Source organism: Streptomyces nigra (assembly GCF_003074055.1).
Taxonomy (GTDB): domain Bacteria; phylum Actinomycetota; class Actinomycetes; order Streptomycetales; family Streptomycetaceae; genus Streptomyces; species Streptomyces nigra.
The window spans coordinates 3,297,766-3,322,597 of the sequence record NZ_CP029043.1 but is presented as its reverse complement, the minus strand read 5'-3'; the positions used below and the strand labels follow the sequence as shown (position 1 = coordinate 3,322,597).

21 protein-coding genes are annotated in these 24,832 nt (G+C 73.7%); 14 read left to right on the top strand and 7 right to left on the bottom strand.

All coding sequences use genetic code 11. From position 1 onward, the window contains the following. Positions 1–40 precede the first annotated feature (40 nt). Positions 41–1,009 carry an EamA family transporter gene (locus tag DC008_RS15185; RefSeq protein WP_108707451.1) on the top strand — a complete coding sequence of 323 codons (969 nt, stop codon included), beginning with the start codon at positions 41–43 and terminating at the stop codon, positions 1,007–1,009. A 65-nt stretch (positions 1,010–1,074) separates the two neighbouring features. On the opposite strand, the gene DC008_RS15180 is transcribed toward DC008_RS15185, so the two are convergent. Beyond that, positions 1,075–1,998 carry a hypothetical protein gene (locus DC008_RS15180; protein ID WP_244221358.1) on the bottom strand — a complete coding sequence of 308 codons (924 nt, stop codon included), beginning with the start codon at positions 1,996–1,998 and terminating at the stop codon, positions 1,075–1,077. Positions 1,999–2,196: 198 nt separating this feature from the next. Here DC008_RS15180 and DC008_RS15170 point away from each other — a divergent pair, with 198 nt between their 5' ends. The 8 genes from DC008_RS15170 to DC008_RS15135 all read left to right on the top strand — a co-directional run bounded on the left by DC008_RS15170 (position 2,197) and on the right by DC008_RS15135 (position 12,259). Further along, positions 2,197–2,994 (top strand): TIGR03084 family metal-binding protein, encoded by a 798-nt coding sequence (locus tag DC008_RS15170; RefSeq protein WP_108707450.1) that lies wholly within the window; start codon positions 2,197–2,199, stop codon positions 2,992–2,994. 65 nt (positions 2,995–3,059) lie between these two features. Further along, entirely contained in the window at positions 3,060–4,679 is a 1,620-nt protein-coding gene (locus DC008_RS15165; RefSeq protein ID WP_244221494.1) for an acyclic terpene utilization AtuA family protein, read from the top strand. Beyond that, positions 4,676–6,274, top strand: a complete 1,599-nt coding sequence (locus DC008_RS15160; protein WP_108707449.1) for an acyl-CoA carboxylase subunit beta — start codon at positions 4,676–4,678, stop codon at positions 6,272–6,274. Before DC008_RS15165 ends, DC008_RS15160 begins: the two co-directional genes overlap by 4 nt. Positions 6,275–6,282: 8 nt before the next feature. Beyond that, the gene (locus tag DC008_RS15155; RefSeq protein ID WP_108707448.1) at positions 6,283–8,127 is read left to right on the top strand and encodes an acetyl/propionyl/methylcrotonyl-CoA carboxylase subunit alpha; all 1,845 of its coding nucleotides are present in this window, start codon (positions 6,283–6,285) and stop codon (positions 8,125–8,127) included. A gap of 50 nt (positions 8,128–8,177) precedes the next feature. Continuing rightward, on the top strand, positions 8,178–9,314 hold the full coding sequence (locus tag DC008_RS15150) for an acyl-CoA dehydrogenase family protein (protein WP_108707447.1): 1,137 nt from the start codon (positions 8,178–8,180) through the stop codon (positions 9,312–9,314). A 37-nt stretch (positions 9,315–9,351) separates the two neighbouring features. Beyond that, positions 9,352–10,929, top strand: a complete 1,578-nt coding sequence (locus tag DC008_RS15145; protein ID WP_108707446.1) for a 4-coumarate--CoA ligase family protein — start codon at positions 9,352–9,354, stop codon at positions 10,927–10,929. Next, positions 10,926–11,660 (top strand): enoyl-CoA hydratase family protein, encoded by a 735-nt coding sequence (locus DC008_RS15140; protein ID WP_108707445.1) that lies wholly within the window; start codon positions 10,926–10,928, stop codon positions 11,658–11,660. Before DC008_RS15145 ends, DC008_RS15140 begins: the two co-directional genes overlap by 4 nt. After that, positions 11,648–12,259, top strand: a complete 612-nt coding sequence (locus tag DC008_RS15135) for a TetR/AcrR family transcriptional regulator (protein ID WP_108707444.1) — start codon at positions 11,648–11,650, stop codon at positions 12,257–12,259. The genes DC008_RS15140 and DC008_RS15135 overlap by 13 nt, the downstream gene beginning before the upstream one ends. 13 nt (positions 12,260–12,272) lie before the next feature. Here DC008_RS15135 and DC008_RS15130 read toward each other — a convergent pair whose 3' ends face one another. Then, on the bottom strand, positions 12,273–13,517 hold the full coding sequence (locus DC008_RS15130; RefSeq protein ID WP_108707443.1) for a serine/threonine-protein kinase: 1,245 nt from the start codon (positions 13,515–13,517) through the stop codon (positions 12,273–12,275). A gap of 191 nt (positions 13,518–13,708) precedes the next feature. Next, complete coding sequence (locus DC008_RS15125) at positions 13,709–14,809, bottom strand: citrate synthase 2 (protein ID WP_108707442.1); 1,101 nt, start codon at positions 14,807–14,809, stop codon at positions 13,709–13,711. Positions 14,810–15,238: 429 nt separating this feature from the next. On the opposite strand from DC008_RS15125, the gene pdxH reads away from it, so the two are divergent. From pdxH to DC008_RS15110, 3 genes are all read left to right on the top strand, one after another. Further along, positions 15,239–15,871 carry a pyridoxamine 5'-phosphate oxidase gene (gene pdxH, locus DC008_RS15120; RefSeq protein WP_108710707.1) on the top strand — a complete coding sequence of 211 codons (633 nt, stop codon included), beginning with the start codon at positions 15,239–15,241 and terminating at the stop codon, positions 15,869–15,871. Between the two features lie 340 nt (positions 15,872–16,211). Then, positions 16,212–16,706 (top strand): GNAT family N-acetyltransferase, encoded by a 495-nt coding sequence (locus DC008_RS15115; protein ID WP_108707441.1) that lies wholly within the window; start codon positions 16,212–16,214, stop codon positions 16,704–16,706. A gap of 127 nt (positions 16,707–16,833) precedes the next feature. Then, the gene (locus tag DC008_RS15110; RefSeq protein WP_108707440.1) at positions 16,834–18,264 is read left to right on the top strand and encodes a PAS domain-containing protein; all 1,431 of its coding nucleotides are present in this window, start codon (positions 16,834–16,836) and stop codon (positions 18,262–18,264) included. A gap of 4 nt (positions 18,265–18,268) precedes the next feature. Here DC008_RS15110 and DC008_RS15105 read toward each other — a convergent pair whose 3' ends face one another. Continuing rightward, positions 18,269–19,024, bottom strand: a complete 756-nt coding sequence (locus tag DC008_RS15105) for an SIS domain-containing protein (protein WP_108707439.1) — start codon at positions 19,022–19,024, stop codon at positions 18,269–18,271. A 253-nt stretch (positions 19,025–19,277) separates the two neighbouring features. Here DC008_RS15105 and DC008_RS15100 point away from each other — a divergent pair, with 253 nt between their 5' ends. Both DC008_RS15100 and DC008_RS15090 read left to right on the top strand, forming a co-directional pair. Continuing rightward, the gene (locus tag DC008_RS15100) at positions 19,278–19,970 is read left to right on the top strand and encodes an iron-dependent transcriptional repressor DtxR (RefSeq protein ID WP_055623631.1); all 693 of its coding nucleotides are present in this window, start codon (positions 19,278–19,280) and stop codon (positions 19,968–19,970) included. Positions 19,971–20,604: 634 nt separating this feature from the next. Further along, positions 20,605–21,471 (top strand): alpha/beta fold hydrolase, encoded by an 867-nt coding sequence (locus DC008_RS15090; protein WP_108707437.1) that lies wholly within the window; start codon positions 20,605–20,607, stop codon positions 21,469–21,471. A gap of 7 nt (positions 21,472–21,478) precedes the next feature. Here the strand turns inward: DC008_RS15090 and DC008_RS15085 are convergent, their stop codons facing one another. From DC008_RS15085 to DC008_RS15075, 3 genes are all read right to left on the bottom strand, one after another. After that, entirely contained in the window at positions 21,479–23,071 is a 1,593-nt protein-coding gene (locus tag DC008_RS15085) for a transporter (RefSeq protein ID WP_108707436.1), read from the bottom strand. Continuing rightward, a complete protein-coding gene (locus DC008_RS15080) occupies positions 23,068–23,841 on the bottom strand; it encodes an ABC transporter ATP-binding protein (RefSeq protein ID WP_108707435.1) in 774 nt (257 codons plus the stop codon). Before DC008_RS15080 ends, DC008_RS15085 begins: the two co-directional genes overlap by 4 nt. Before the next feature lie 187 nt (positions 23,842–24,028). Continuing rightward, entirely contained in the window at positions 24,029–24,691 is a 663-nt protein-coding gene (locus DC008_RS15075; RefSeq protein WP_107096819.1) for a bifunctional DNA primase/polymerase, read from the bottom strand. Positions 24,692–24,832 lie beyond the last annotated feature (141 nt).

Genomic DNA, 24,832 nt, shown 5'->3' with positions numbered 1-24,832 from the left:
AGCACACTGAACGAACTCGCAGCCTAGCCCTGGAACGCCCGTGAGCATCCCCGAAGCCGCCGCCGCGCCCGCGCGGACCGGCACCCCGGCCCCCGCCGAGCCCGCCGCCGGCCCCCCTGGCCGCTTCGGCTCCCTCGGCCCGGTGGGCCTGGTGCTCGCCGGCGGTATCTCGGTCCAGTTCGGCGGCGCCCTCGCGGTGAGCCTGATGCCGCGCGCCGGAGCACTCGGCGTGGTGGCGCTGCGGCTGCTCGTCGCGGCGGTCGTCCTGCTGGTGGTCTGCCGGCCCCGGCTGCGCGGCCACTCCCGGACCGACTGGGGCACGGTCGTCGTCTTCGGCATCACCATGGCCGCGATGAACGGCCTCTTCTACCAGTCCGTCGCCCGTATCCCGCTGGGCCCGGCCGTCACCCTGGAGGTGCTCGGCCCGCTCGCCCTGTCCGTCCTCAGCTCACGCCGCGCCCTCAACCTCGTATGGGCCGGACTGGCCCTCGCCGGGGTCTTTCTGCTCGGCGGCGGGGGGTTCGGCAGCCTCGACCCGCTCGGTGTGGTCTTCGCCCTGGGCGCCGGCGCCATGTGGGCGGCCTACATAGTCTTCAGCGCCCGTACGGGCCGGCGCTTCCCGCAGGCCGACGGGCTGGCGCTGGCCATGGCGGTGGGTGCCGTGCTGTTCCTGCCGCTGGGCCTGGCCGAGGCGGGCGCCAAACTGGCCGACCCGGTGACCCTCGGGCTGGGCGCGGCCGTGGCGCTGCTCTCCTCGGTCCTGCCCTACACGCTCGAACTCCTCGCCCTGCGCCGCCTGCCCGCGGGGACCTTCGCGATCCTGATGAGCCTGGAACCGGCGATCGCCGCGACCGCCGGGTTCCTCATCCTCGACCAGGCCCTGTCCACCGTCCAGGCGCTCGCCATCGCCCTCGTCATCGCGGCGAGCATGGGGGCGGTGCGGACGCAGGTGGGGCGCGGACGGCGCCGGGGGCGGAAGGCCGCGCCCCGGGTGAGGGACGCCGCCTGATCCACACGAAAGGCCGAGAGGGCGTGCCGGGCGTCGAACGGCAGGCGGGACTTTGCGGACACGGCCTAGCGCATCAGCAGACCCCGCAGCCCCAGCCCGTAGTGCACGCGCAGCCGCTGCAGCTCCCACAGGCCCACCGCCGTGATGGAGAGCGGGGAGCCCAGGATGAACACGAACCGGATCAGCGTCGGCACGCCCTCGTGGGCGCCGGTGAACACGTCGATCAGCGCCATCTCCCACGCCAAGGCCATGATCAGCAGCGGCGGCACCGTCTCGTGGATGTCCGCGGTGCGGAACACGTGCTGGACGGCGAGCCCCACGCCGAGGACGACGAACGGCAGCACCCAGAAGAGCACGAGGAGGAGGACCGCGAGCATGAGGCCCTTCGTCGCGGTGAAGTGCCCCTCGACGAGAGGTTCCTCGCCCTCGAAGAATCCCGAGAGCACGATGATCGGGAACACGGAGGCCGCCGCCATCATCGCCACGATCGCGCCGAAGCACCGCCCGGCCCGGCGCAGCAGGTCCCGTCGCGCCGCCGGAGCGGCCAGGTAGTACAGGACGCCGACGACGACCGGGAGGGTCGCCGCCAGCACGAGGGCACTGGTCCACGACTTGTCGACCTGCTCGTCCGCCGCGTCGGTGATCTTGGTGGAGAGCTTGTAGCTGTAGGACATCCACAGGAACGCGCCCACACCGACCCAGGTCCTGATCTTCCGCATCCGGGCCACCTGCGGATCCGAGACGATGCCCGGCCGTGACGGGGTGAAGACCCTGCGCGCGGTGTGGAGGGGGCCGATGTACCGCCGCAGCCGGCTGATCGGCCCGCCCTGTGGTGGCCCCGGCGGCCCCGGCGGCACCGGCCCCGGGTGGGGCGGCTGGGGCTGCGGCGGCACATGGGGCTGCGGCGGATACGGCGGCTGCGGCTGTGGCTGCGGCGGGTGGGGCTGGGGCCCCTGGGGCGGCTGTCCGCCCGGGTTCCAGTTGCTCATCGTTCGTCCCCCGATATGTGCGTTGGCGCCGTGATGGGCGCGATCGGCGAGTGTATTGAGCACATGGCGTCCTCGCGGACTTCACCCCAGGTCGTCCACCGAACGATCGCAATTATGCAAGCACGCTTGCTTGTTTTATCCGGCGCTGCCATGCTCCTCAGCACGCCGCACACCGCCGTGCCCCGAGGGGAGCGTCCCGTGTCCGATCCGACGCCCGTGTTCGACGACCTGCGCGAGGAGAGCGAGGAACTCGACCGGCTGGTGGCCGGTCTGAGCCCCGCGCAGTGGGCGCTCGCCACCCCCGCGCCCGGCTGGACCGTCGCCCACCAGATCGCGCATCTCGCCTGGACGGACCACTCGGCGCTGCTGGCCGCGACCGACATGGACGCCTTCCACACCCTGGTGGAGAAAGCGCTGGTGGCGCCGGGCTCCTTCGTCGACGACGGGGCCGAGGAGGGGGCCGCGCTGCCGCCCGACGAGCTGCTGGCGCGCTGGCGTGACGGCAGGGTGGCCCTGGACAAGGCGCTGCGCGCGGCACCCCGGGGAGGCAAGCTCCCCTGGTACGGCCCGCCCATGTCGGCGGCCTCCATGGCCACGGCCCGGCTCATGGAGACCTGGGCTCATGGACTGGACATCGCCGACGCCCTCGGTGTGGTGCGGCCACCCACCGACCGGCTGCGGCATGTGGTGTGGATCGGGGTGCGCACCCGTGACTTCGCCTTCACCATCCATGGGCTGCCGGTGCCGTTCGAGCCGTTCCGGATCGAACTGACCGCCCCGTCCGGCGAGCTGTGGACCTACGGTCCCGAGGACGCCGACCAGCGGGTCACCGGGAGCGCCGTCGACTTCTGCCGGCTGGTCACCCAGCGCGCCCACCGCTCCGACCTGGACCTGCGGGCCGAAGGTGCCGACGCCGACCGCTGGTTCGACATCGCCCAGGTCTTCGCGGGTCCGCCCGGCGCGGGGCGCGGCCCGAAGGGGGAGGGCGCCCGGTGACGGCGGCCGCGCGGCCGCTGCGGATCGGCAACGCCTCCGGCTTCTACGGTGACCGCTTCGAGGCCATGCGCGAGATGCTGACCGGCGGAGACCTGGACGTCCTCACCGGTGACTACCTCGCCGAGCTGACCATGCTCATCCTCGGCCGCGACCGGCTGAAGGACCCCGGCGCCGGATACGCCCGCACCTTCCTGCGGCAGCTGGAGGAGTGCCTCGGGCTCGCCCACGAGCGGGGCGTGAGGATCGTCGCCAACGCGGGCGGGCTCAACCCGGCCGGGCTCGCCGACGCCGTACGGGCCCTCGCGGAGCGGCTCGGTGTCCCGGTGCGCGTCGCCCATGTGGAGGGCGACGATGTGGCGGACCGCCACCCCGGCAGCCTCGCCGCCCATGCCTACCTCGGCGGCTTCGGGATCGCCGCCTGCCTGCGGGAGGGCGCGGACGTCGTGGTCACCGGGCGGGTGACCGACGCGGCCCTGGTGACCGGGCCCGCCGCCGCCCACTTCGGCTGGGGGCCCGGCGATCACGACCGGCTCGCCGGCGCCGTGGTCGCCGGACATGTGCTGGAGTGCGGGGCGCAGGCCACCGGCGGCAACTACGCGTTCTTCGACACGGCCGCCGCGACCCGCCCCGGCTTCCCGCTCGCCGAGCTGCACGAGGACGGCCACTGCGTCGTCACCAAGCACCCCGGCACCGGCGGCCTCGTCGACGTCGGCACGGTCACCGCCCAGCTGCTGTACGAGACGGCCGGCGCCCGCTACCCCGGACCCGACGTCACCGCCAGGCTGGACACCGTACGGCTCACCCAGGACGGGCCCGACCGGGTCCGGATCGACCAGGTGCGCGGCGAGGCCCCGCCCCCCGGGCTCAAGGTCGGCGTCAACCGTCTCGGCGGCTTCCGCAACGAGGTCGTCTTCGTGCTCACCGGGCTGGACGTCGAGGCCAAGGCGGCGCTCGTACGGCGGCAGATGGAGGACGCGCTCGCCAAGTCCCGGCCCGCCGAGGTGCGCTGGGACCTGGTCCGCACCGACCGGCCCGACGCGCCGACCCAGGAGACGGCGAGCGCCCTGCTCCGGCTGGTCGTGCGGGACCCGTCCCAGGAGAACGTCGGACGGGCGCTCAGCGGGGCCGCGATCGAGCTGGCCCTCGCCAGCTACCCCGGCTTCCATGTGCTCGCACCACCCGGAAAGGGCACGCCCTATGGGGTGTTCGAGGGTGTGTACGTCCCCCATGGTGCCGTCGGCCATGTGGCCGTCCTCCATGACGGACGCCGGATCACCGTGGCGCCGCCCCAGGAGACGGCCGTGCTCGACACCGTCCCGGAGCCGCCGGTGCCCGAGCCCCTGCCCGCCGGGCCCACCCGGCGCGCCCCGCTCGGCCTGGTCGCGGGCGCCCGCAGCGGGGACAAGGGCGGGGACGCCAACGTCGGCGTCTGGGCCCGCACCGACGACGCCTGGCGCTGGCTCGCACACGAACTCACCGTGGACCGGTTCCGCGAACTGATCCCGGAGAGCCGTGAGCTGAGGGTGACCCGGCACGTCCTGCCACGGCTGCGCGCCCTGAACTTCGTCGTCGAGGGCATCCTCGGCGAGGGCGTCGCCGCCCAGCACCGCTTCGACCCGCAGGCCAAGGCCCTCGGCGAATGGCTGCGCAGCCGCCACCTCGACATCCCGGAGAGTCTGCTGTGACCGTCCTGCCCACCACCCTGGACCCCACGAGCCCCGACCACCGGGACAACCGGGAGGCCATGCTCGCCAAGCTGGCCGAGCTGGACGCCGAGCACGCCAAGGCCCTCGCGGGCGGCGGCGAGAAATACGTCCAGCGGCACCGCAAGCGCGGCAAGCTGCTCGCCCGCGAACGCATCGAGCTGCTCCTCGACCCGGACTCCCCCTTCCTGGAGCTGTCCCCGCTGGCCGCCTGGGGCAGCGACTACACGGTCGGCGCCTCCCTCGTCACCGGGATCGGCGTGGTCGAGGGCGTCGAGTGCCTGATCACCGCCAACGACCCGACCGTGCGCGGCGGCGCGAGCAACCCGTGGTCGCTGAAGAAGGCGCTGCGCGCCAACGACATCGCGCTCGCCAACCGGCTCCCCGTGATCAACCTTGTCGAGTCCGGCGGCGCCGACCTGCCCTCCCAGAAGGAGATCTTCATCCCCGGCGGCGCCATCTTCCGGGACCTGACCCGGCTGTCGGCGGCCGGCATCCCGACCGTCGCCGTCGTCTTCGGCAACTCGACGGCGGGCGGCGCCTATGTGCCCGGCATGTCCGATCACGTGATCATGGTCAAGGAGCGCGCCAAGGTGTTCCTCGGCGGCCCGCCCCTGGTGAAGATGGCGACCGGCGAGGAGAGCGACGACGAGTCGCTGGGCGGCGCCGAGATGCACGCGCGCGTCTCGGGCCTCGCCGACTACTTCGCCGTCGACGAAGCAGACGCGCTGCGGCAGGCCCGGCGCGTGGTCGCCCGGCTCAACCACCGCAAGGCGTACCCCGATCCGGGCCCGGCCGAGCCGCCCAAGCACGACCCGGAGGAACTCCTCGGGATCGTCCCCGGCGATCTGAAGACTCCCTTCGACCCGCGCGAGGTCGTCGCCCGGATCGTGGACGGCTCCGACCTCGACGAGTTCAAGCCGTTGTACGGGACCAGCCTGGTGACCGGCTGGGCGAGCCTGCACGGCTACCCGGTCGGCATCCTCGCCAACGCCCAGGGCGTGCTGTTCAGCGAGGAGTCGCAGAAGGCCGCGCAGTTCATCCAGCTGGCCAACCAGCGCGACATCCCGCTGCTGTTCCTGCACAACACCACCGGCTACATGGTCGGCAGGGAGTACGAGCAGGGCGGCATCATCAAGCACGGCGCCATGATGATCAACGCGGTCTCCAACTCCCGTGTCCCGCATCTGTCCGTCCTCATGGGCGCCTCCTACGGCGCCGGGCACTACGGCATGTGCGGCCGGGCCTACGACCCGCGCTTCCTGTTCGCCTGGCCGAGCGCCAAGTCGGCGGTCATGGGCCCCCAGCAGCTCGCCGGGGTGCTCTCCATCGTCGCCCGGCAGTCCGCCGCGGCGAAGGGACAGCCGTACGACGACGAGGCGGACGCCGCGCTGCGCGCCATGGTGGAGCAGCAGATCGAGTCCGAGTCGCTGCCGATGTTCCTGTCCGGGCGGCTCTACGACGACGGCGTCATCGACCCCCGCGACACCCGCACCGTCCTCGGCCTGTGCCTGTCCGCCGTGCACACCGCGCCCTACGAGGGCGCGCGCGGCGGCTTCGGCGTCTTCCGGATGTGAGGGAACCAGTGATCACTTCTGTCCTCGTCGCCAACCGGGGCGAGATCGCCTGCCGGGTCTTCCGCACCTGCCGCGACCTGGGCGTGCGCACGGTCGCCGTGTACTCGGACGCCGACGCGAACGCCCTGCACACGCGCGTGGCCGACACGGCCGTACGGCTGCCCGGCGCGGCGCCCTCCGAGACGTATCTGGACGGCGCCCTGATCGTGAAGGCGGCGCTCGACGCCGGCGCGGACGCCGTGCACCCCGGCTACGGCTTCCTCTCCGAGAACGCCGGCTTCGCACGGGCCGTCCTCGACGCGGGCCTCGTCTGGATCGGGCCGGCGCCGGAGGCCATCGAGGCGATGGCGTCCAAGACCCGGGCCAAGGAACTCATGGGCCTCGCCCCGCTCGGCGAGGTCACCGAGGCCGACCTGCCCGTCCTGGTGAAGGCCGCCGCGGGCGGCGGCGGGCGCGGGATGCGGATCGTGCGTCGCCTCGACGAGCTCGACGCGGCGCTCGCGAGCGCCCGCGCGGAGGCCGCGAGCGCCTTCGGCGACGGCGAGGTGTTCGTCGAGCCGTACGTCGAGCGCGGCCGCCATGTCGAGGTGCAGATCCTCGCCGACACCCACGGCACGGTGTGGGCGCTCGGCACCCGGGACTGCTCGCTGCAGCGGCGGCACCAGAAGGTGATCGAGGAGTCCCCGGCCCCCGGGCTCTCCGACGCGCTCACCGCCGAGCTGCACGCCCTCGCGGTCCGGGCCGCCCGCGCCGTGGACTATGTGGGCGCCGGCACGGTCGAGTTCCTGGTCGACGGCGACACCGCGCACTTCCTGGAGATGAACACCCGGCTCCAGGTCGAACATCCGGTGACCGAGGAGGTGTTCGGCGTCGACCTGGTCGCGGAGCAGCTGCGGATCGCCGAGGGCCACGCCCTGGACCCCGAGCCGCCGCCCGCGCGCGGGCACGCCGTCGAGGCCCGCCTGTACGCCGAGGACCCGGCCCGCGACTGGGCCCCGCAGACCGGCACCCTGCACCGGCTCGCCGTCCCCGGCGGTGTCCGCCTGGACACCGGGTTCACCGACGGCGACGGGATCGGCGTCCACTACGACCCGATGCTCGCCAAGGTGATCGCCCACGCGCCCACCCGCGCGGAGGCCGTCCGCAGGCTCGCCGGCGCCCTGGAGCGTGCCACGGTCCACGGCCCGGTCACCAACCGGGACCTCCTCGTACGCTCCCTGCGCCACGAGGAGTTCACGGGCGCCCGTATGGACACCGGCTTCTACGACCGTCACCTCGCCGAGCTGACCGCCCCGGCCCCGGACCCGTACGCCCCGCTGGCCGCCGCGCTCGCCGACGCCCGTGGCCGCTCCCGGTTCGGCGGCTTCCGCAACGTCCCCTCCCAGTCTCAGGTCAAGCGGTACGCCGTCGGTGAGGAGGAGCACGAGGTGCGCTACCGGCACACCCGCACCGGCCTCGAGGCCGACGGGGTGCGCGTCCTGCACGCCGACGCGCACCGGGTCGTCCTCGAGGCCGACGGCGTACGGCGGACCTTCGAGGTCGCGCGGTACGGCGACGAGGTGCATGTGAACGGCACGCGTCTCACCGCGCTGCCCCGCTTCCCCGACCCCACGGCACAGCTCGCCCCGGGGTCCCTGGTGGCCCCGATGCCGGGGACGGTCGTCCGGGTCGCCGACGGCCTGGCGGAGGGGTCGGCCGTCGAGGCCGGTCAGCCGCTGCTCTGGCTGGAGGCGATGAAGATGGAGCACAGGATCACCGCACCGGCCGCGGGCACGCTCACCGCCCTGCACGCCGCCCCCGGACAGCAGGTGTCCGTCGGCGCCCTCCTGGCGGTCGTCCAGCCGTCCGGCTGACGGCCCCGAACCGCCCCGAACTGCACGGTCAGCCACGACGAAGGAGTCACATGGCCATGATCGAGACCGAGGAACACAAGGCCCTGCGGGCCGCCGTGGCCGCCCTGGGCAAACGCCACGGCCGCGGATACGACCGGGAGACCCTGTGGGCGGAGGCGGCCAAGCTCGGCTACCTCGGCGTCAACCTGCCCGAGGAGTACGGCGGCGGGGGCGGCGGCATATCCGAACTGTCCATCGTGCTCGAGGAGCTGGGCGCCGCGGGCTGCCCGCTGCTGCTGATGGTCGTCTCCCCGGCGATCTGCGGCACGGTCATCGCCCGCTTCGGCACCGAGGAGCAGAAGCGGCACTGGCTGCCCGGCCTCGCCGACGGCTCCCTGACCATGGCGTTCGGCATCACCGAGCCGGACGCCGGATCCAACAGCCACCGGATCACCACCACCGCCCGCCGCGACCCCGACTCCGGCGACTGGATCCTCAACGGGCGCAAGGTGTTCGTCTCCGGCGTCGACATCACGGACGCGACCCTCATCGTCGGCCGCACCGAGGACGCCCGCACCGGCAAGCTCAAGCCGTGCCTGTTCATCGTCCCGCGCGACACCGAGGGCTATGGGCGCCGCCAGATCGACATGGAACTCAGCGCGGTGGAGAAGCAGTTCGAGCTGACCCTGGACGACGTCCGGCTGCCGGCCGACGCGCTTGTCGGCGACGAGGACGCGGGTCTGCTCCAGCTGTTCGCCGGGCTCAACCCCGAACGCATCATGACGGCCGCCTTCGGTATCGGCATGGGCCGTTTCGCGCTGGCCCGCGCCATCGAGTACGCCCGCGACCGTACGGTGTGGAAGACGCCCATCGGAGCCCACCAGGCCATCGCCCACCCCCTCGCGCAGGCGCACATCGACCTCGAGATGGCCCGCCTGATGATGCAGAAGGCGGCGTACCTGTACGACGCCGGGGACGACGTCGGCGCCGGTGAAGCGGCCAACATGGCCAAGTACGCGGCGGGGGAGGCCTGCGTGAAGGCCGTCGACCAGTCCGTGCACACCCTCGGCGGCAACGGCCTCACACGGGAATTCGGCCTCGCCTCGTTGATAACCGCGGCGCGCGTGTCTCGTATTGCCCCGGTGAGCCGGGAGATGATTCTCAACTACGTCTCCCACCAGACCCTGGGTCTGCCCAAGTCGTACTGACCGGCAGCCGACCGGCACCGTGTCGCGAGGAGGAACCGTGTTCCGCAGCGAGTACGCAGACGTCCCGGCCGTAGAACTCCCCATCCACGAGGCGGTGCTGGGCCGGGCCGCCGAGTTCGGGGACGCCCCCGCGCTGATCGACGGCACCGACGGCACCACCCTCAGCTACGAACAGCTCGACCGCTTCCACCGGCGGGTCGCCGCCGGACTGGCCGAGGCGGGCGTGCGCAAGGGCGACGTGCTCGCCCTGCACAGCCCGAACACGGTCGCCTTCCCCACGGCGTTCTACGCGGCCACCCGCGCGGGTGCCTCCGTCACCACGGTGCACCCGCTCGCCACCCCCGAGGAGTTCGCCAAGCAGCTCGAGGACAGCGCGGCCCGGTGGATCGTCACCGTGTCCCCGCTGCTGGAGTCGGCGCGCCGGGCCGCCGAACTCGCGGGCGGGGTGCAGGAGATCTTCGTGTGCGACAGCGCGCCCGGACACCGGTCGCTGATCGACATGCTGGGTTCCACCGCCCCCGAGCCGCAGGTCGCCGTCGACCCGGCGGAGGACGTCGCGGCCCTGCCGTACTCCTCCGGCACCACCGGCATCCCCAAGGGCGTGATGCTCACCCACCGGCAGATCGCCACCAACCTCGCCCAGCTGGAACCGGCGATCCCGGCCGGGCCCGGCGACCGCATCCTCGCCGTGCTGCCCTTCTTCCACATCTACGGCCTCACCGCGCTGATGAACGCGCCCCTGCGGGTCGGCGCCACGGTCGTCGTGCTGCCCCGCTTCGACCTGGAGACGTTCCTCGCCGCCATCCAGAACCACCGCATCACCGGCCTCTACGTGGCCCCGCCCATCGTGCTGGCCCTCGCCAAGCACCCCCTGGTCGCCGAGTACGACCTGTCGTCGCTGGAGCACATCGTCAGCGCCGCCGCGCCCCTGGACGCGGGGCTCGCCGCGGCCTGCTCCCAGCGGCTCGGCCTGCCGCCGGTCGGCCAGGCGTACGGCATGACCGAGCTGTCGCCCGGCACCCATGTCGTCCCGCTGGGCGCCATGGCCGACGCGCCGCCCGGGACCGTCGGCAAGCTCATCGCCGGCACCGAGATGCGCATCGTCTCCCTCGACGACCCGGACAAGGACCTCGGCGTCGGCGAGTCCGGCGAGATCCTGATCCGCGGGCCCCAGGTCATGAAGGGCTATCTGGGCCGGCCCGACGCCACCGCCGCGATGATCGACGCCGACGGCTGGCTGCACACCGGCGACGTCGGCCATGTCGATTCCGACGGCTGGCTGTTCGTGGTCGACCGGGTCAAGGAGCTCATCAAGTACAAGGGCTTCCAGGTGGCACCCGCCGAACTGGAGGCGCTGCTGCTCACCCACCCCGGAATCGCCGACGCGGCCGTGATCGGCCACTACAACGACGAGGGCAACGAGGTCCCGCACGCCTTCGTGGTCCGCCAGCCGTCCGCGCCGGAGCTGACCGAGGGCGACGTCATGATGTACGTCGCCGAACGCGTCGCCCCCTACAAGCGGGTCCGCCGGGTCACCTTCATCGACGGCGTCCCGCGGGCCGCCGCCGGCAAGATCCTGCGCCGCGAGCTGCGGACGCCGAAGGAGAGCGCATGACGATGGTCGGCCGCGCCCACGCGCGCGGTGTGCACACCCTGAGCCTCGACTCCCCGGACACCCGCAACGCGCTGTCGGCGGCCCTCGTGGGCGGGCTGGCGGACGCGCTGGAGGAGTGCGGCAAGGACCCCGACGTGCGCGCGGTCGTGCTCACCCACACCGGGAACACCTTCTGCGCGGGCGCCGACCTGCGGGACCCGCCGGACCCGGACGCGCTGGTGGCGCTGCTGCGGGCGATCGTCGCCCTGCCGAAACCCGTCGTCGCCCGCGTCACCGGCCATGTCCGCGCGGGCGGCCTCGGGCTCCTCGCGGCCTGCGACATCGCGGCCGCCGCCCGCACCGCCACCTTCGCGTTCACGGAGGTTCGCATCGGGGTGGCCCCGGCGGTGATCTCGCTGCCGGTGCTGCCCCGCGCGGACCCCCGCGCCGTGGCCCGCTACTACCTCACCGGGGAGCGGTTCACCGCCCCCGAGGCGGCCCGGATCGGCCTGCTCACGGACGAGGGCGACGACGTGGACGCCGTACTGGAACCCGTCCTGGACGGCCTGCGCAGGGCCGCCCCCCAGGCCCTCGCCGAGACGAAAGCGCTGCTCGCGGCTAAGGTGCTGGAAACCTTCGACCGGGAAGCGGCCGGACTGACCGCGCTCTCGGCCCGGCTGTTCGCCTCCTCCGACGCCCGTGAGGGGATGACGGCCTTCCTCGAAAGACGGGATCCGGAATGGGTGGTGTGAGCACGGCCGGCGACCGGGTGGACCGCGTGCCCAAGCAGGACCGCAGCCGCGTCACCCGGCAGCGGCTGCTGGAGGCCGCCGTGGCCTGCCTCGCCGAACACGGCTGGGCGGGCTCCACGGTCTCCGTCGTGGCCGAACGGGCCGGCGTCTCCCGGGGCGCCGCCCAGCACCACTTCCCGACCCGCGAGGACCTGTTCACGGCGGCCGTCGAGTACGTCGCCGAGGAGCGCTCCCTCGCCCTGCGCGCCCTCTTCCCCGAGGGCGGCGCCGACCGTCACGCGGTGGTGGCCGCCCTGGTCGACCTCTACACCGGTCCGCTGTTCCGCGCCGCTCTGCATCTGTGGGTGGCCGCGTCCGACGAGGACCAGCTGCGGCCCCGGGTGACCGAGCTGGAGGCCCGCGTCGGCCGGGAGACCCATCGCATCGCGGTGGACCTGCTGGACGCCGACGAGTCGCGGCCCGGCGTCCGGGAGACCGTGCAGGGCCTGCTCGACATGGCCCGCGGCCTGGGCCTGGCCAATCTGCTCACCGACGACACCGGACGGCGGGCCCGGGTGGTGGCGCAGTGGGCCCGGCTGCTGGACGAGGCCCTGGGCTGAGCGGCGCCGCGCCTCAGTCGTCCCCGTCCTCGTCGTCGTCCTGGGCGGCGGCCGGGCTGGGGACGCCCGCCGGGTCCGAGGCGCCCGTGGTCGGCGGCGCCTCCGACGTCGTCCCGGAGCCGCCGGTGTCGTCCGGCGCGAACCACATCATGCCGAGCAGCATCGCGGCCACGAACAGCAGCGCGCCCGCGGCCGTCGCGGCGATCCGCCGGGGGCCGAACGCGGACGGGGGCGCGGAACGGCCCCGGGACCCCGACCCGGAGCGCGAGCGCGGGCGGGCGGCGGCCCGGTTGGTCCGGGGACGCGGCTCGGGGGCCGCCTGAGCCGAGGGCAGCATGTACGTCGTCGGGCCGCTCGTGCCCCCGTGCCGGGCCGCCGGGGCGGGCGCCGCGGGCGCGGGGCGGCGGGCGGACGGCGCGGCCGGTTCCGGCAGCGGTTCGGGGCGGCCCTGCCAGGCGCCCGCGGCGAACCAGTCGGCGGCCTGCTGGGCGCCCGGCCGGTGCTCGGGGTCCTTGGCGAGCAGGCCCAGCAGATAGTTCTCGAAGGCGGGCGGGAGCCCGGAGACGCCCAGCTCGCGCGGCGGGACCGGCGCGGCGTCCAGGTGCTGGTGCAGGATGGCGACGGCCGTGTCGGCGTTGAACGGCGGGCGCCCGGTGAGCATCTGGTAGAGCACACAGCCCAGCGCGTAGACGTCCGAGGCGGGCCCCGCTGGCTTGCCCAGCGCCCGCTCCGGGGCGAGGTAGAGGCTGGTGCCGACGATCTGACCGGTGGCGGTGAGCGCCGCGCCCGGGTCGTCGAGGAAGCGGGCGATGCCGAAGTCGCCGATCTTGAGGGTGCCGTCGGCGTCCAGCAGCAGATTCCCGGGCTTGATGTCCCGGTGGACGACGCCCTGCCGGTGCGCCGCGGCGAGCCCGGCGGCGGCCTGCGCGGCCATCCGGGCCACGCGGTCGGCGGGCTGGGCGCCGGACTGGGTGAGCACCCGGGCCAGGCTGTCGCCCTCGACCAGCTCCATCACCAGGTAGAGCTGGTTGTCGTGCTCGCCGAAGTCGCGGACGCCCACGACGTTCGGATGGTCGATCCGCGACGCGGTCCGGGCCTCCAGGCGGAACCGGGAGGCGGCGGTCGGGTCGGAGTCCTGGGGCAGCAGCAGCTTGACGGCCACCTGCCGGTCCAGCGTCTGGTCGTAGGCCCGCCAGACCTCCCCCATGCCACCGCGCCCGATCGACTCGATCAGCCGGTAGCGGCCCGCTATCAGCACCTGTTCCCATCCTCATGCCGGGGGACGTGTGGGTCGCCGCGGCCACAACTCACCCCGAAGGCAAGGGGGATGACTGGGGGTGCCGCAGCCGCCCCAGCATACTGGCGCAGTGGATCACCGGCGCCGCGCGCGCCGTCCGCGCGACGGGGCCGGCGGGGGCGGTGCCGTCCCCCCGCCGGCTCCCGGGGCGGTCAGTGCGCGATGTCGGCATAGCCCTCGACCTGGCGCGGGTCGCGCGGGCCCGGGCCCACATAGCGCGCGGAGGGGCGGACGAGACGGCCGGTGCGCTTCTGCTCCAGGATGTGCGCGGACCAGCCCGCCGTACGGGCGCAGGAGAACATGGACGTGAACATGTGCGCCGGGACCTCGGCGAAGTCCAGCACGATGGCCGCCCAGAACTCGACGTTGGTCGCCAGCACCCGGTCCGGACGGCGGCTGTGCAGCTCCGCCAGGGCCGCCTTCTCCAAAGCCTCGGCGACCTCGAAGCGGGGCGCGCCCAGGTCCCGTGCGGTACGGCGCAGCACCCGCGCGCGGGGGTCCTCGGCACGGTAGACACGGTGCCCGAAGCCCATCAGGCGCTCACCCCGGTCCAGGGTCTGCCGCACATAGGCGTCGGCGTCACCGGTGCGCTCGATCTCCTCGATCATGTGCAGCACCCGGGAGGGCGCCCCGCCGTGCAGCGGACCGGACATGGCGCCCACGGCACCGGAGAGCGCCGCGGCCACGTCGGCGCCGGTGGAGGCGATGACACGGGCGGTGAAGGTCGAGGCGTTCATGCCGTGCTCGGCGGCGGACGTCCAGTAGGCGTCGACGGCGGCCACGTGCTTGGGGTCGGGTTCGCCGCGCCAGCGGATCATGAACCGCTCCACGACGGACTGCGCCTTGTCGATCTCGCGCTGCGGCACCATGGGCAGGCCCTGGCCGCGCGCGGACTGGGCGACGTAGGACAGCGCCATGACGGCGGCCCGGGCGAGGTCGTCGCGGGCCTGCTGCTCGTCGATGTCCAGGAGCGGTTTCAGGCCCCACACGGGCGCCAGCATGGCGAGCGCGGACTGGACGTCGACACGGATGTCCCCGGAGTGCACGGGGATCGGGAACGGCTCGGCGGGCGGCAGCCCGGGACGGAAGGCGCCGTCGACGAGCAGCCCCCAGACGTTGCCGAACGAGACGTGACCGACCAGGTCCTCGATGTCGACGCCGCGATATCTGAGCGCGCCGCCCTCCTTGTCGGGTTCGGCGATCTCCGTCTCGAACGCGACGACTCCTTCGAGCCCGGGTACGAAGTCGGACATCAGGCGGCTCCTCGTGATGGATGCGACGGATGGTGTTGTGGGTGGGACGACACTCGTGCGGCCGGTGAAGAAGGGGATCGCGCCCCCGGCGGATCCACGGTCACGGACCCGTCGCCCGGATCGTCCGGGTGCGGCGGGCCTCGTCGGACTCGCGGTCCGGGGCGTATCCCTGTGATGCCCCGTGCGCCGGGCGGTCATCCGGCCCGGACCACATCCGAACGATATCCCCGAGTGTCACTCTTGGGGAGGTCTCGCGGCACTCAGTGCCAGGGAGCGGGTGCCGCGAGAGCGGGTCCGGGCGCCGTCGGTGCCGGGAAGCCGGTCCGGGGCACCGTCCCCGGGGGCGCGTCCCTCATACGGCAAGATGACCGCGTGACCGACCCAGACGCCTCCCTCGATCCCGCGGCGCCCGAACTCGACCCGGCCGCGATGCGCAAGCACTACCGGGCCGAGGGCCTCGCCGAGCACGATCTGGCCGCGAGTCCGGTGGAACAGTTCGCGCGCTGGTTCCGGCAGGCCGCCGCACAGGCCCACCTCTTCGAACCGAACGCCATGATCGTGTCCACGGCCGACGGCGAGGGCCGCCCCAGCTCGCGCACCGTGCTGCTGAAGCAGTTCGACGAGCGGGGCTTCGTCTTCTACACCAACTACGACTCGCGCAAGGCCCGCGACCTCGCCGAGAACCCGTACGTCTCGCTGCTGTTCCCCTGGCATCCGATGGCCCGCCAGGTCATCGTGCAGGGCATCGCGCGGCGCACCGGCCGCGACGAGACGGCCGCCTACTTCCGGACCCGGCCGCACGGCTCCCAGCTCGGTGCCTGGGCCAGTGCCCAGTCGTCCGTGATCGCCTCCCGCGCGGAGTTCGACGCGTCGTACGCGGAGCTGGCCGCCCGCTATCCCGAGGGCGGGGAACAGGTGCCGGTGCCGCCGCACTGGGGCGGCTTCCGGATCGCGCCGAGCTCGGTCGAGTTCTGGCAGGGCCGGGAGAACCGGCTGCACGACCGGCTGCGGTACGTGGCGGAGCCGGACGGCGGCTGGCGGGTGGAGCGGCTCAGTCCGTGAGCGCCGGCGGGCGGCCCCGGACACGCAGCGACCCGCGAGCTCTGGTCCCTCCGCCGTGGCGGGGGAGCCGGCCGGACGTACCGGCGAGCTCGCGGGTCGGGTGACTGCGTGGAATTGGCCGGCTGCGTGTCTCACTCACACGCTGGTCCGGCACCGCACGTGGTGGGTGACGGGCCGCTAGCCCGCAGCCACCTCTTCCGTCCGGTATGCATACATCTGCCGAACCACCTCCTTTCCGAAGTACAGCCCACCCTAGGAACCGCTTCGGCGTCGCTCAACCCCTTTTTTCCCGCACGTTTTCCTTGGACGCCGCGACCGCCCCTCACCTAGCGTTCCGCCCATGACGGAGCGAGGCGGGGCAGGGAGGGCGATCCTCGGCGGGGAGCCGCGGATCGTGCCGGTGGACGGCGAGACGGCGCTGGAGGAGTGGAGGCACGTCCACAACGTGATCGTGCCGCCCGCCGCCCTGAGTCTCGACGAGGTGCGCGAGCGCGCCGGGCGCAACCGCCTGTGCAACGCGTACGTCGGCGACGTCCTCGTCGGCTGCTCGACCGTGCGTCCGCCGCGGAGCGAGGACGGCGTCGCGACGGTCATCGCGCGCGTGCTCCCCGGACACCGGGGCCACGGATACGGCACGGCGCTCTACGCGGACGGGCTCGCCCACGCGCGGGCGCTCGGCGCCCGGGCCGTCGAGACCTGTGTGCTGGCGGTCAACGAGGACGGGCTGCGGTTCGCGTACGCGCGCGGGTTCGCCGAGACCGACCGCTACGTCCTGGACGGAGCCGCCGACGTATGGGTCGACCTGCGGCTGGAGCGACCCGACGGGGCAGGATGAGACCGGTACAACGATTCCTTCAATCTTGCGGGAACCTGGTGTGTGCTGAGTCACGTTCCAGTTAGATGAGGGTGAGTGAGCGAACCGGCGCGCCGTACCGACGTGCGCGGCTTGGCAGGGGGTCCAGGTGAGTGCTTCCCGGCGTAGTGGGACCACCGACGAGCTGGGACCGGACGAACCCGAGCGGGACGGTCCGGACGAGTCGTCGGCCGGTGCCGAGGGTTCGGCGGGCGGGTCCGATCTGCTGGCCGCCCTGCTGGACGGGATGGACGCCGCCCTGTGCGCCTTCGACGCGGACGGCGTCCTCACGCACTGGAACCGCGAGGCGGAGCGCATCCTCGGCTGGACCGCCGCCGAGGCCGTCGGCCGGCACGGCTTCGCGGGGTGGGCGGTGCGGCCGGCGGACGCCGAGGAGGTCGAGGCGCGGCTGATGTCCGCCATGCGGGCCCCCGGCCGCCAGGTGCACGAGTTCGCGCTGCTGACCAAGGACGGCGGCCGGGTCCTGGTGCGCACCCAGTCGGCCGCCGTGCGCGGCCCGGACGGCGAGCCCGCCGGGGTGTACTGCGCCTTCAGCGAGGTGCACACACAGATCGACCTGGAGCGCTCCATCGCGCTGAGCGAGGCGCTCTTCGAGGACGCGTCGTGGGGTGTGGTGCTCGTCGACGCCGACCTGCGGCCCGCCGTGGTGAACGCGCACGCGGCCCGGGCGCTCGGCATCGGCCGGACCTCCGTGCTCGGCCGGCCGCTCGGCGATGTGCTCGCCCAGGGCGTGGAGGAGCTGGAGAGCGCCCTCACCCATGTGCTGGCGGAGGGCGCGCCGCCCGCCCCGGCCGAGATCTGGGTGAGCGTACGGACCCCGGAGGGCGACCGGCGCCGCTGCTGGCGGTGCGGGTTCGTCCGGCTCGCCTCGCCGCTCGCGGAGGAGCCGGTGCCGCTCGGCGTCGGCTGGTTCTTCCAGGACGTCACCCCGGCCAAGCAGACCGAGCAGGAGGCGGCGCTGCTGCGGTTCCGCACCAACCAGCTGCACCGCGCGGCGCGGGCCGCGGCCGAGTGCGAGGACCCGGCCGAGGCGGCCACCGTCCATCTGGACTTCGCGCTCGCCGGCTTCGCCGACCACGCCCTGATCGACCGGGTCGCGGGAGGCGCCGTACGGGACGCGGAGGCCGCGGACCCGGTTCGCCTCGTCCGGGTCGCGGTCACGCCGTCGGGCGCCCCGGGCCCCTCCCGGCTGGGCGGCGAGGCCGGCCTGCCCGTGCGCTACGGCGAGGGCCACCCGGCGCTCCAGTGCGTGGCACGCGCCGGTTCGGTCCGGGCGGCGGCCGGTGACGTGCCGCCCGAGCGGGCGCGCGCCTGGGCCGTGAGCCGGCAGTGGCCCGCGGACGCGGTGTACGCCCTGTGCGCGGTGCTGCGCAGCCGGGGCCGCACCCTCGGCGTCGTGACGTTCCTGCGCGGCGCCGGCCGGACCGCGTTCGAGCGCGGCGACGCCCTGTACGCGGAGGACGTGGCGGTGCGCATCGCCTCCGCGCTGGACCTGGCGGAGGCGACGGACACCCCGTGACCCGTCAGTGCCGGTAGAAGATCCGGTCGCCGTACTCCTCGAAGATCCGGCGGTTCCACTCGTGGCCGCCGTCCACGTTGCCCGAGCGCAGCAGCGGGACCTCGACGCCCCGGGCCGCCAGCGAGGCCGCCGCGGTCGCCATGACGGCCTGCATCAGCGCCGAGGTGACGACCGTGGACGCCGGGGCGAAGGGCGCCGGGATGGTGTCGAGGGTGAGCTCCGCGTCACCGATCGCGATCTTCGAGTCGATGACGACGTCGCAGTGGTCCTTCAGGAAGGTGCCGGAGCTGTGCCGGGACGTCGTCTGTTCGGCGTACGCCACCGACGTGAGGCCGATGACCTTGACCCCGAGGGAGCGGGCGTGCCGGGCCATCTCCACCGGGAGCGCGTTGCGGCCGGACAGCGAGACGACGACGAGGGCGTCGCCCGCGCGCAGCGGCGAGCTGTCCAGGACGGCGGTCGCGAGCCCGTCGACGCGCTCCAGGGCGGAGCCCAGCGTGGCGGGCACGACGTCCACGCCCACGGCGCCCGGCACCGCGAGCAGGTTCATCAGCGCCAGGCCGCCCGCGCGGTAGACGACGTCCTGGGCGGCCAGGGAGGAGTGCCCGGCGCCGAACGCGAAGAGCCGCCCCCCGCCGGCGACCGTGTCCGCGAGCAGGGTGCCGGCCGCCTCTACGGCGTCCGCCTCCTCGGCGCGGGCCCGCTGGAGCAGGCCGATCGCGGCGTCGAAGAACTGCTCGGCCGGCGTGCTGTCGCTCATGCGGGGCCCTCCGGGGTGCCGGGTGAGGTGTCGGGGTGTGTCGCGGATCACCGTGCGGTCTGGACCACTGCGGTGTCAATACGGGGTGCCGGGCGGGCGGCCCGGTCCGCGGCGGGCCCGGCGCGTACCGGGTTCGGGCGGCGCGGCACGGTTGTCGGTGCCATCCGGCAGAATTGAGTCAGGGCCAGCGCACGCGCCGCGGAGCTGTCTCGCTTCCGGCTGATCTCATCGCAGAGCTAATCGAGGGGCACGTATGTCCGGACTGATCGACACCACGGAGATGTATCTCCGCACCATCCTCGAGCTGGAGGAGGAAGGTGTGGTCCCCATGCGCGCCCGGATCGCCGAGCGGCTGGACCAGAGCGGGCCGACCGTGAGCCAGACCGTGGCGCGGATGGAGCGGGACGGCCTGGTGTCCGTCGCGACCGACCGCCACCTGGAGCTCACCGACGAGGGGCGTCGGCTGGCCACCCGCGTCATGCGCAAGCACCGCCTGGCCGAGTGTCTGCTCGTCGACGTGATCGGTCTGGAGTGGGAGCAGGTGCACGCCGAGGCCTGCCGCTGGGAGCACGTGATGAGCGAGGCGGTGGAGCGGCGCGTCCTCGAGCTGCTGCGCCACCCGACCGAGTCGCCGTACGGCAACCCCATCCCGGGCCTGGAGGAGCTGGGCGAGAAGGACGGCGCGGACCCCTTCCTCGACGAGGGCATGGTCTCGCTGGCCGACCTGGACCCCGGGGCCGACGGCAAGACGGTGGTCGTGCGCCGGATCGGCGAGCCGATCCAGACCGACGCGCAGCTGATGTACACGCTGCGCCGGGCCGGCGTGCAGCCCGGCTCGGTGGTCAGCGTGACCGAGTCGGCGGGCGGTGTCCTGGTCGGCAGCAGCGGCGAGGCGGCCGAGCTGGACTCCGACGTCGCCTCCCACGTCTTCGTGGCCAAGCGCTAGACCCACGCTCCCGGTTCTCGCCGTTCGGCAAGATCCAGTGCTCCGAATCGCAGCGCGGGGCCCGCGCGCGTGCGAGGCTGTCGCCTGAGGCATCCGACCTGAGAGCTCTCGGCCGTGACCCGGCGCCGCCGCGCGTCCGGCCGGGGAAGGGGCGGGAGGAGATGTGCCGTCGCCGTGGAGAGGGCCCCGGCGCCGTGTGGCGCCGGGGCCTGTCCTCCCCTGCTGACCCGGAGCCCCGAGCTCCCAGGGTCATCCCCTCGGACCGTTTTCCCCGAGCGGTCCGCCTCCCGATGAAGGTCTCCCCCCGGCGAACGCGATCAATCGTGACAAGGGGTCACCCGAAGGTGGGGTGTTGTCCGTGAGAACCGCATTTTCGAATACAGGTTCGATAGTCTGCGGTGACAGGTCGGGCGGACCGTGCGCTGCAGAGATGTGCGCATAAGATCACGTCGGACACACACGACAGACACATCGCCTCCGAGCAGCCGTCGCCGCGGGGGACGCGGGGCGCCGGCGCGGTGCTCGGACGAGTGATGGCGGATACGGCAGGCACAGCAGACGGAGCAGGCGGACGCGGAGCACAGGACCGGCCGGGGCGAGCGGTCCGCGTGGAGCTAGGGGGGTGCCAGGACCAATGGCGCGGCGCATCGACGTGACCGGGACGGACGGCGTCCGTCTCGCGGCCTGGGAGTTCGGCGACCCACCCAAGTCCGACCCCCGACCCGGCCACGAGGACACCCCCGGCGTCCTGTTACTGCACGGCCTGATGGGCCGCGCCTCCCACTGGGCCTCCACCGCCCGCTGGCTCTCCGAGCGGCACCGCGCGATCGCCCTCGACCAGCGGGGCCACGGCCGCAGCGACAAACCCACCGGGGCCGCCTTCACGCGCGAGGCGTACGTCGACGACGCCGAGGCCGCCCTCGAACAGCTCGGCCTCACCCGGGCCGTCCTCATCGGCCACGCCATGGGCGCGCTGACCGCCTGGCAGCTCGCCGCCCGCCGCCCCGACCTGGTGAGCGGCGTCGTCATCTGCGACATGCGGGCCTCCGCGCTCGGCGCGGCCTCGCAGCGCGAGTGGGCGCAGTGGTTCAGCGCCTGGCCCGTCCCCTTCGCCACGCTCGCCGACGTCCGCAAGTGGTTCGGCGAGGACGACCCGTGGGTCGAGCGCCCCAACCCGGCCCGCGGCGAGTTCTACGCCGAGGTCATGCACGAGTGCGAGGACGGCTGGCGCCCGGTCTTCGACCCCGAGCAGATGCTGCGCACCCGCGAGACCTGGGTACACGACGCGCACTGGGAGGAGTTGGCGCAGGTCAGGTGCCCGGCGCTGGTCGTACGCGGACTCGACGGCGAGCTGGGGCGGGCCGAAGCCCAGGAGATGGTGCGCGTCCTGCCCCGCGGGCAGTACGCGGAGGTCGCCGACGCCGGGCATCTGGTCCACTACGACCAGCCGGAGGGCTGGCGCACGGCCGTCGAGCCGTTCCTGGACGCGGTGTGGGCCTGAGCGCGGCTCAGCCCTTGCTCACCGCGGCCAGGATCTCCGGAAGCCGCGCCGCCGTCCGGGGCGCCGCGAGCCGCAGGCCCAGCAGGGTGATCGCCGCCCCGTAGGCGGCCCCGGCGGGCAGCAGCAGCCAGGTCCAGTCCGCGCCGCCCTCGCTCAGCCGCAGCCAGATCACCGCGGCGATCACCGGGGCGCACAGCAGGGCCGCCGCGACCATGCCGCCGAAGATGGAGATCCATGCCAGGCCCGCCTGACCGGGGGCGACATTCTTGTGGCCCTCCTGCGGGATCGAGTACGGGAAGCGGGCCGACGACCAGGCGCCCGTCGCCAGCATCGCGCCGAGCAGCGCGAAGGACAGCCCCAGCACCTCCGGCAGCCGGTGCCAGTCCCCGATCAGGGCCGTCGTCACCACCGTGACCAGCGTGGCGTACGGCAGGGTGATCAGCAGCAGGGCCAGCGCCCGGCCGCGCAGTTCCACATAGGCGTCCCGCGGCGAGGAGATCGTCATCGCGACCATCCAGAACGCGGACGTGTCCTGCCCGAACTGGTTGTACATCTGGATGCCGAGCATCCCGGCCGCGAAGCAGGCGAAGTAGATCGACCCGCTGCCCTGCACGGCGTTGAACACCGGCACGATCAGGCCGATCGCCAGCGACGTCACCCAGGCCGCCTTGGTCTTCGGGTCCCGCCAGACATAGCGCAGGCTGCGCTCCATGACGGTGCCGGTGCGGCCCGCGGGCAGCAGACGCGCCGGGCCGCGCCCGCCCTTGTCCCGGACGGCGCTGTCACCGGCCGCCTGGAGCGTCGACCCGTCCGGCGCCGTCATCAGCCGGGTCAGATGACGCGCCCACACCACGATCAGTGCGGCCAACGCGAGCGCGGCCAGCCCCAGTTGCAGCGCGGCCGCCCCGTACGAACCCTCGCTCACGGACCGCACGGCACCGATCGCGGATCCCGGCGGCACCCAGCGCAGCACGTCCGCCAGTGGGTCGAGCCGCCCGAGCCCCGCCGAACCGAGGCGCTGCGCCGCGAAGTTGACGAACTGCGCCCCGATCGCGACGACCAGCCCGCTCAGCACGGCCAGATCGCGGCCCTTGCGGCTGGTCAGCAGCCGGATGTTGGCGGCGGCGACCGCGCGCGCCAGCGCCACGCACACCAGCAGGGCCAGCACCACCGCGACGACACCGACGGCATACGCCGCCGCGCCCCGCGCCACCGCGATCATCGACCCGGTGAGCAGGCACAGCGTGAACAGCGGCCCGATGCCCACCAGGGAGGCCACCAGCAGGGCCCGCACCAGGGGCCGGGGCCGCAGTGGCAGCATCACCAGCCGTGTCGGGTCGAGGGTCTCGTCGCCGCCGGGGAAGAACAGCGGCATCACCGCCCAGCCCAGCGCGAGCACGGCGACCAGCAGCACGACCAGGGCGTCCGCGTGCGCGGTGCCCCGCAGCAGGATCAGGCCGAGGAGCTGGAGCGCGGCGAAGAGCAGGGCCACGACCGCCGAGGCGATCCAGGCGGCCCGCCGGCCCCCGGACTGGCGCAGCCCGTTGCGCAGCAGCGACAGCTTCAGCCGGACGAAGACCCCGGTCACATCGGTGCTCATCGGGCCCCGCCGCCCAGCCAGTCGAGGTCGGACCCGGCGTCCCGGCCGTGTGCGCCGACCAGTTCGAGGAACGCCTGCTGCAGCGAGGGCGCCTCGCCGCGCACCTCGGCGAGCGGACCGTGGGCGCGGATCCGCCCGGCCGCCATGACGGCGACCCAGTCGCACAGCGACTCGACGAGCTCCATCACATGGGAGGAGAAGACGACCGTCGCGCCGGAGGCGGTGAACCGTTCCAGCACCCCGCGGATCGTCTGGGCGGACACCGGGTCGACACCCTCGAACGGCTCGTCCAGGAACAGCACTTCGGGGTTGTGCAGCAGGGCCGCGGCGAGCCCGATCTTCTTGCGCATACCCGTCGAGTAGTCGACGACCAGCTTGTGCTGGGCCCCCGCGAGGTCGAGGACGTCGAGCAGCTGCGTGGCCCGCTTGTCGACCTCGGCGCCGGGGAGCCCGCGCAGCCGTCCCGTGTAGCCGAGCAACTCCCGTCCGGACAGCCGCTCGAACAGCCGCAGCCCCTCGGGCAGGACACCGATGCGCGCCTTGACCTCCGCCGGGTCCCGCCACACGTCCTGCCCGACGACCTCCACCGACCCCTGGTCGGGCCGCAGCAGCCCGGTCACCATGGACAGCGTGGTGGTCTTGCCGGCGCCGTTGGGGCCGACGAGCCCGATGAACTTCCCTGCGGGCAGTTCCAGATCGATCCCGGCCACGGCCACCTGCTGACCGAACCGCTTCCAGAGCCCCTGTACGCGTACGGCTGCTGACGTCATGCCCGAAACCCTACGGGCCGGGTGGTGCCCCTGGGGCCAGGGTCTTTCGTCTGGATCAGGCCGGATCAGGGAGCGGGGTGCGGTGCCGTGCATCGCAAGGCGGAGGAGGGCGCCATGGCAACCGACGACAACGCGGCGAGGTGCGGTCCCAGACCCCGCGAGCCCGGCGTGATCCAGACGAGAGGCCCTAGCGGTCGCGGCCGCACGCGTACGCGAGCGGCGAGATCAGCTCCTCGGCGTCGGGCAGCCAGCGGTTCGCCGGGGTGGGCCGGCACGCCCACTGCACGGCGCCCCGGGACCCGAACCGGGTGGGCGGCGCCGCGACCCAGGCGCCCTCGCCGAGCGCGACCAGATCCAGCGAGCCCACCGACCAGCCGAGCCGGCGCACCAGGTCCGGCAGCTTCACGGCGGCACCCGGCAGCACGAAGAAGTGCATCCGGCGGTCCGGCGTCAGCGTCACCGGGCCCAGCGTCAGCTCCATGCGCTCCATCCGGGCCAGCGCCAGGAACCCGGCGGTCTCCGGGACGGACAGCGCGTCGAAGGTCCGCCCCGTCGGCAGCAGGATCGACGCGGTCGGCTGCTTCTGCCACATCCGGCGGGCGACCGTGGCGCTGCCCGTCGCCTGCGTCGCCCAGTCCGGGCGCGCGGGGTGCGCGCCGGGCGCCGGGCACGCCGCGTCACCGCAGGAGCAGTACGGCACGCCGTCGACGGCCTCCAGCCAGGTCCCCGGAAACACGTCCCAGTGACGCTCCTCGGCGTAACGGACGGCGGTCTCCAGCAGCGAGTCCCCGCGCTGCTTCGGAATCTGTGCGGCTTCGGTGGCCGGGATCGTCTCTTCCACGCTCAGCACAACTCCCGCACCCACCGGGGGTTACGGCCCTCGCGCGCGCCGGGGAGGAGCACCCCGCCCGCTGCCGGGGCGCATGGGTGCACAGGTGGGGGCGCGCGCGAGGATCCCCGTCCGGCGCGGGGTAGCCCCCTGGGGGGCCGG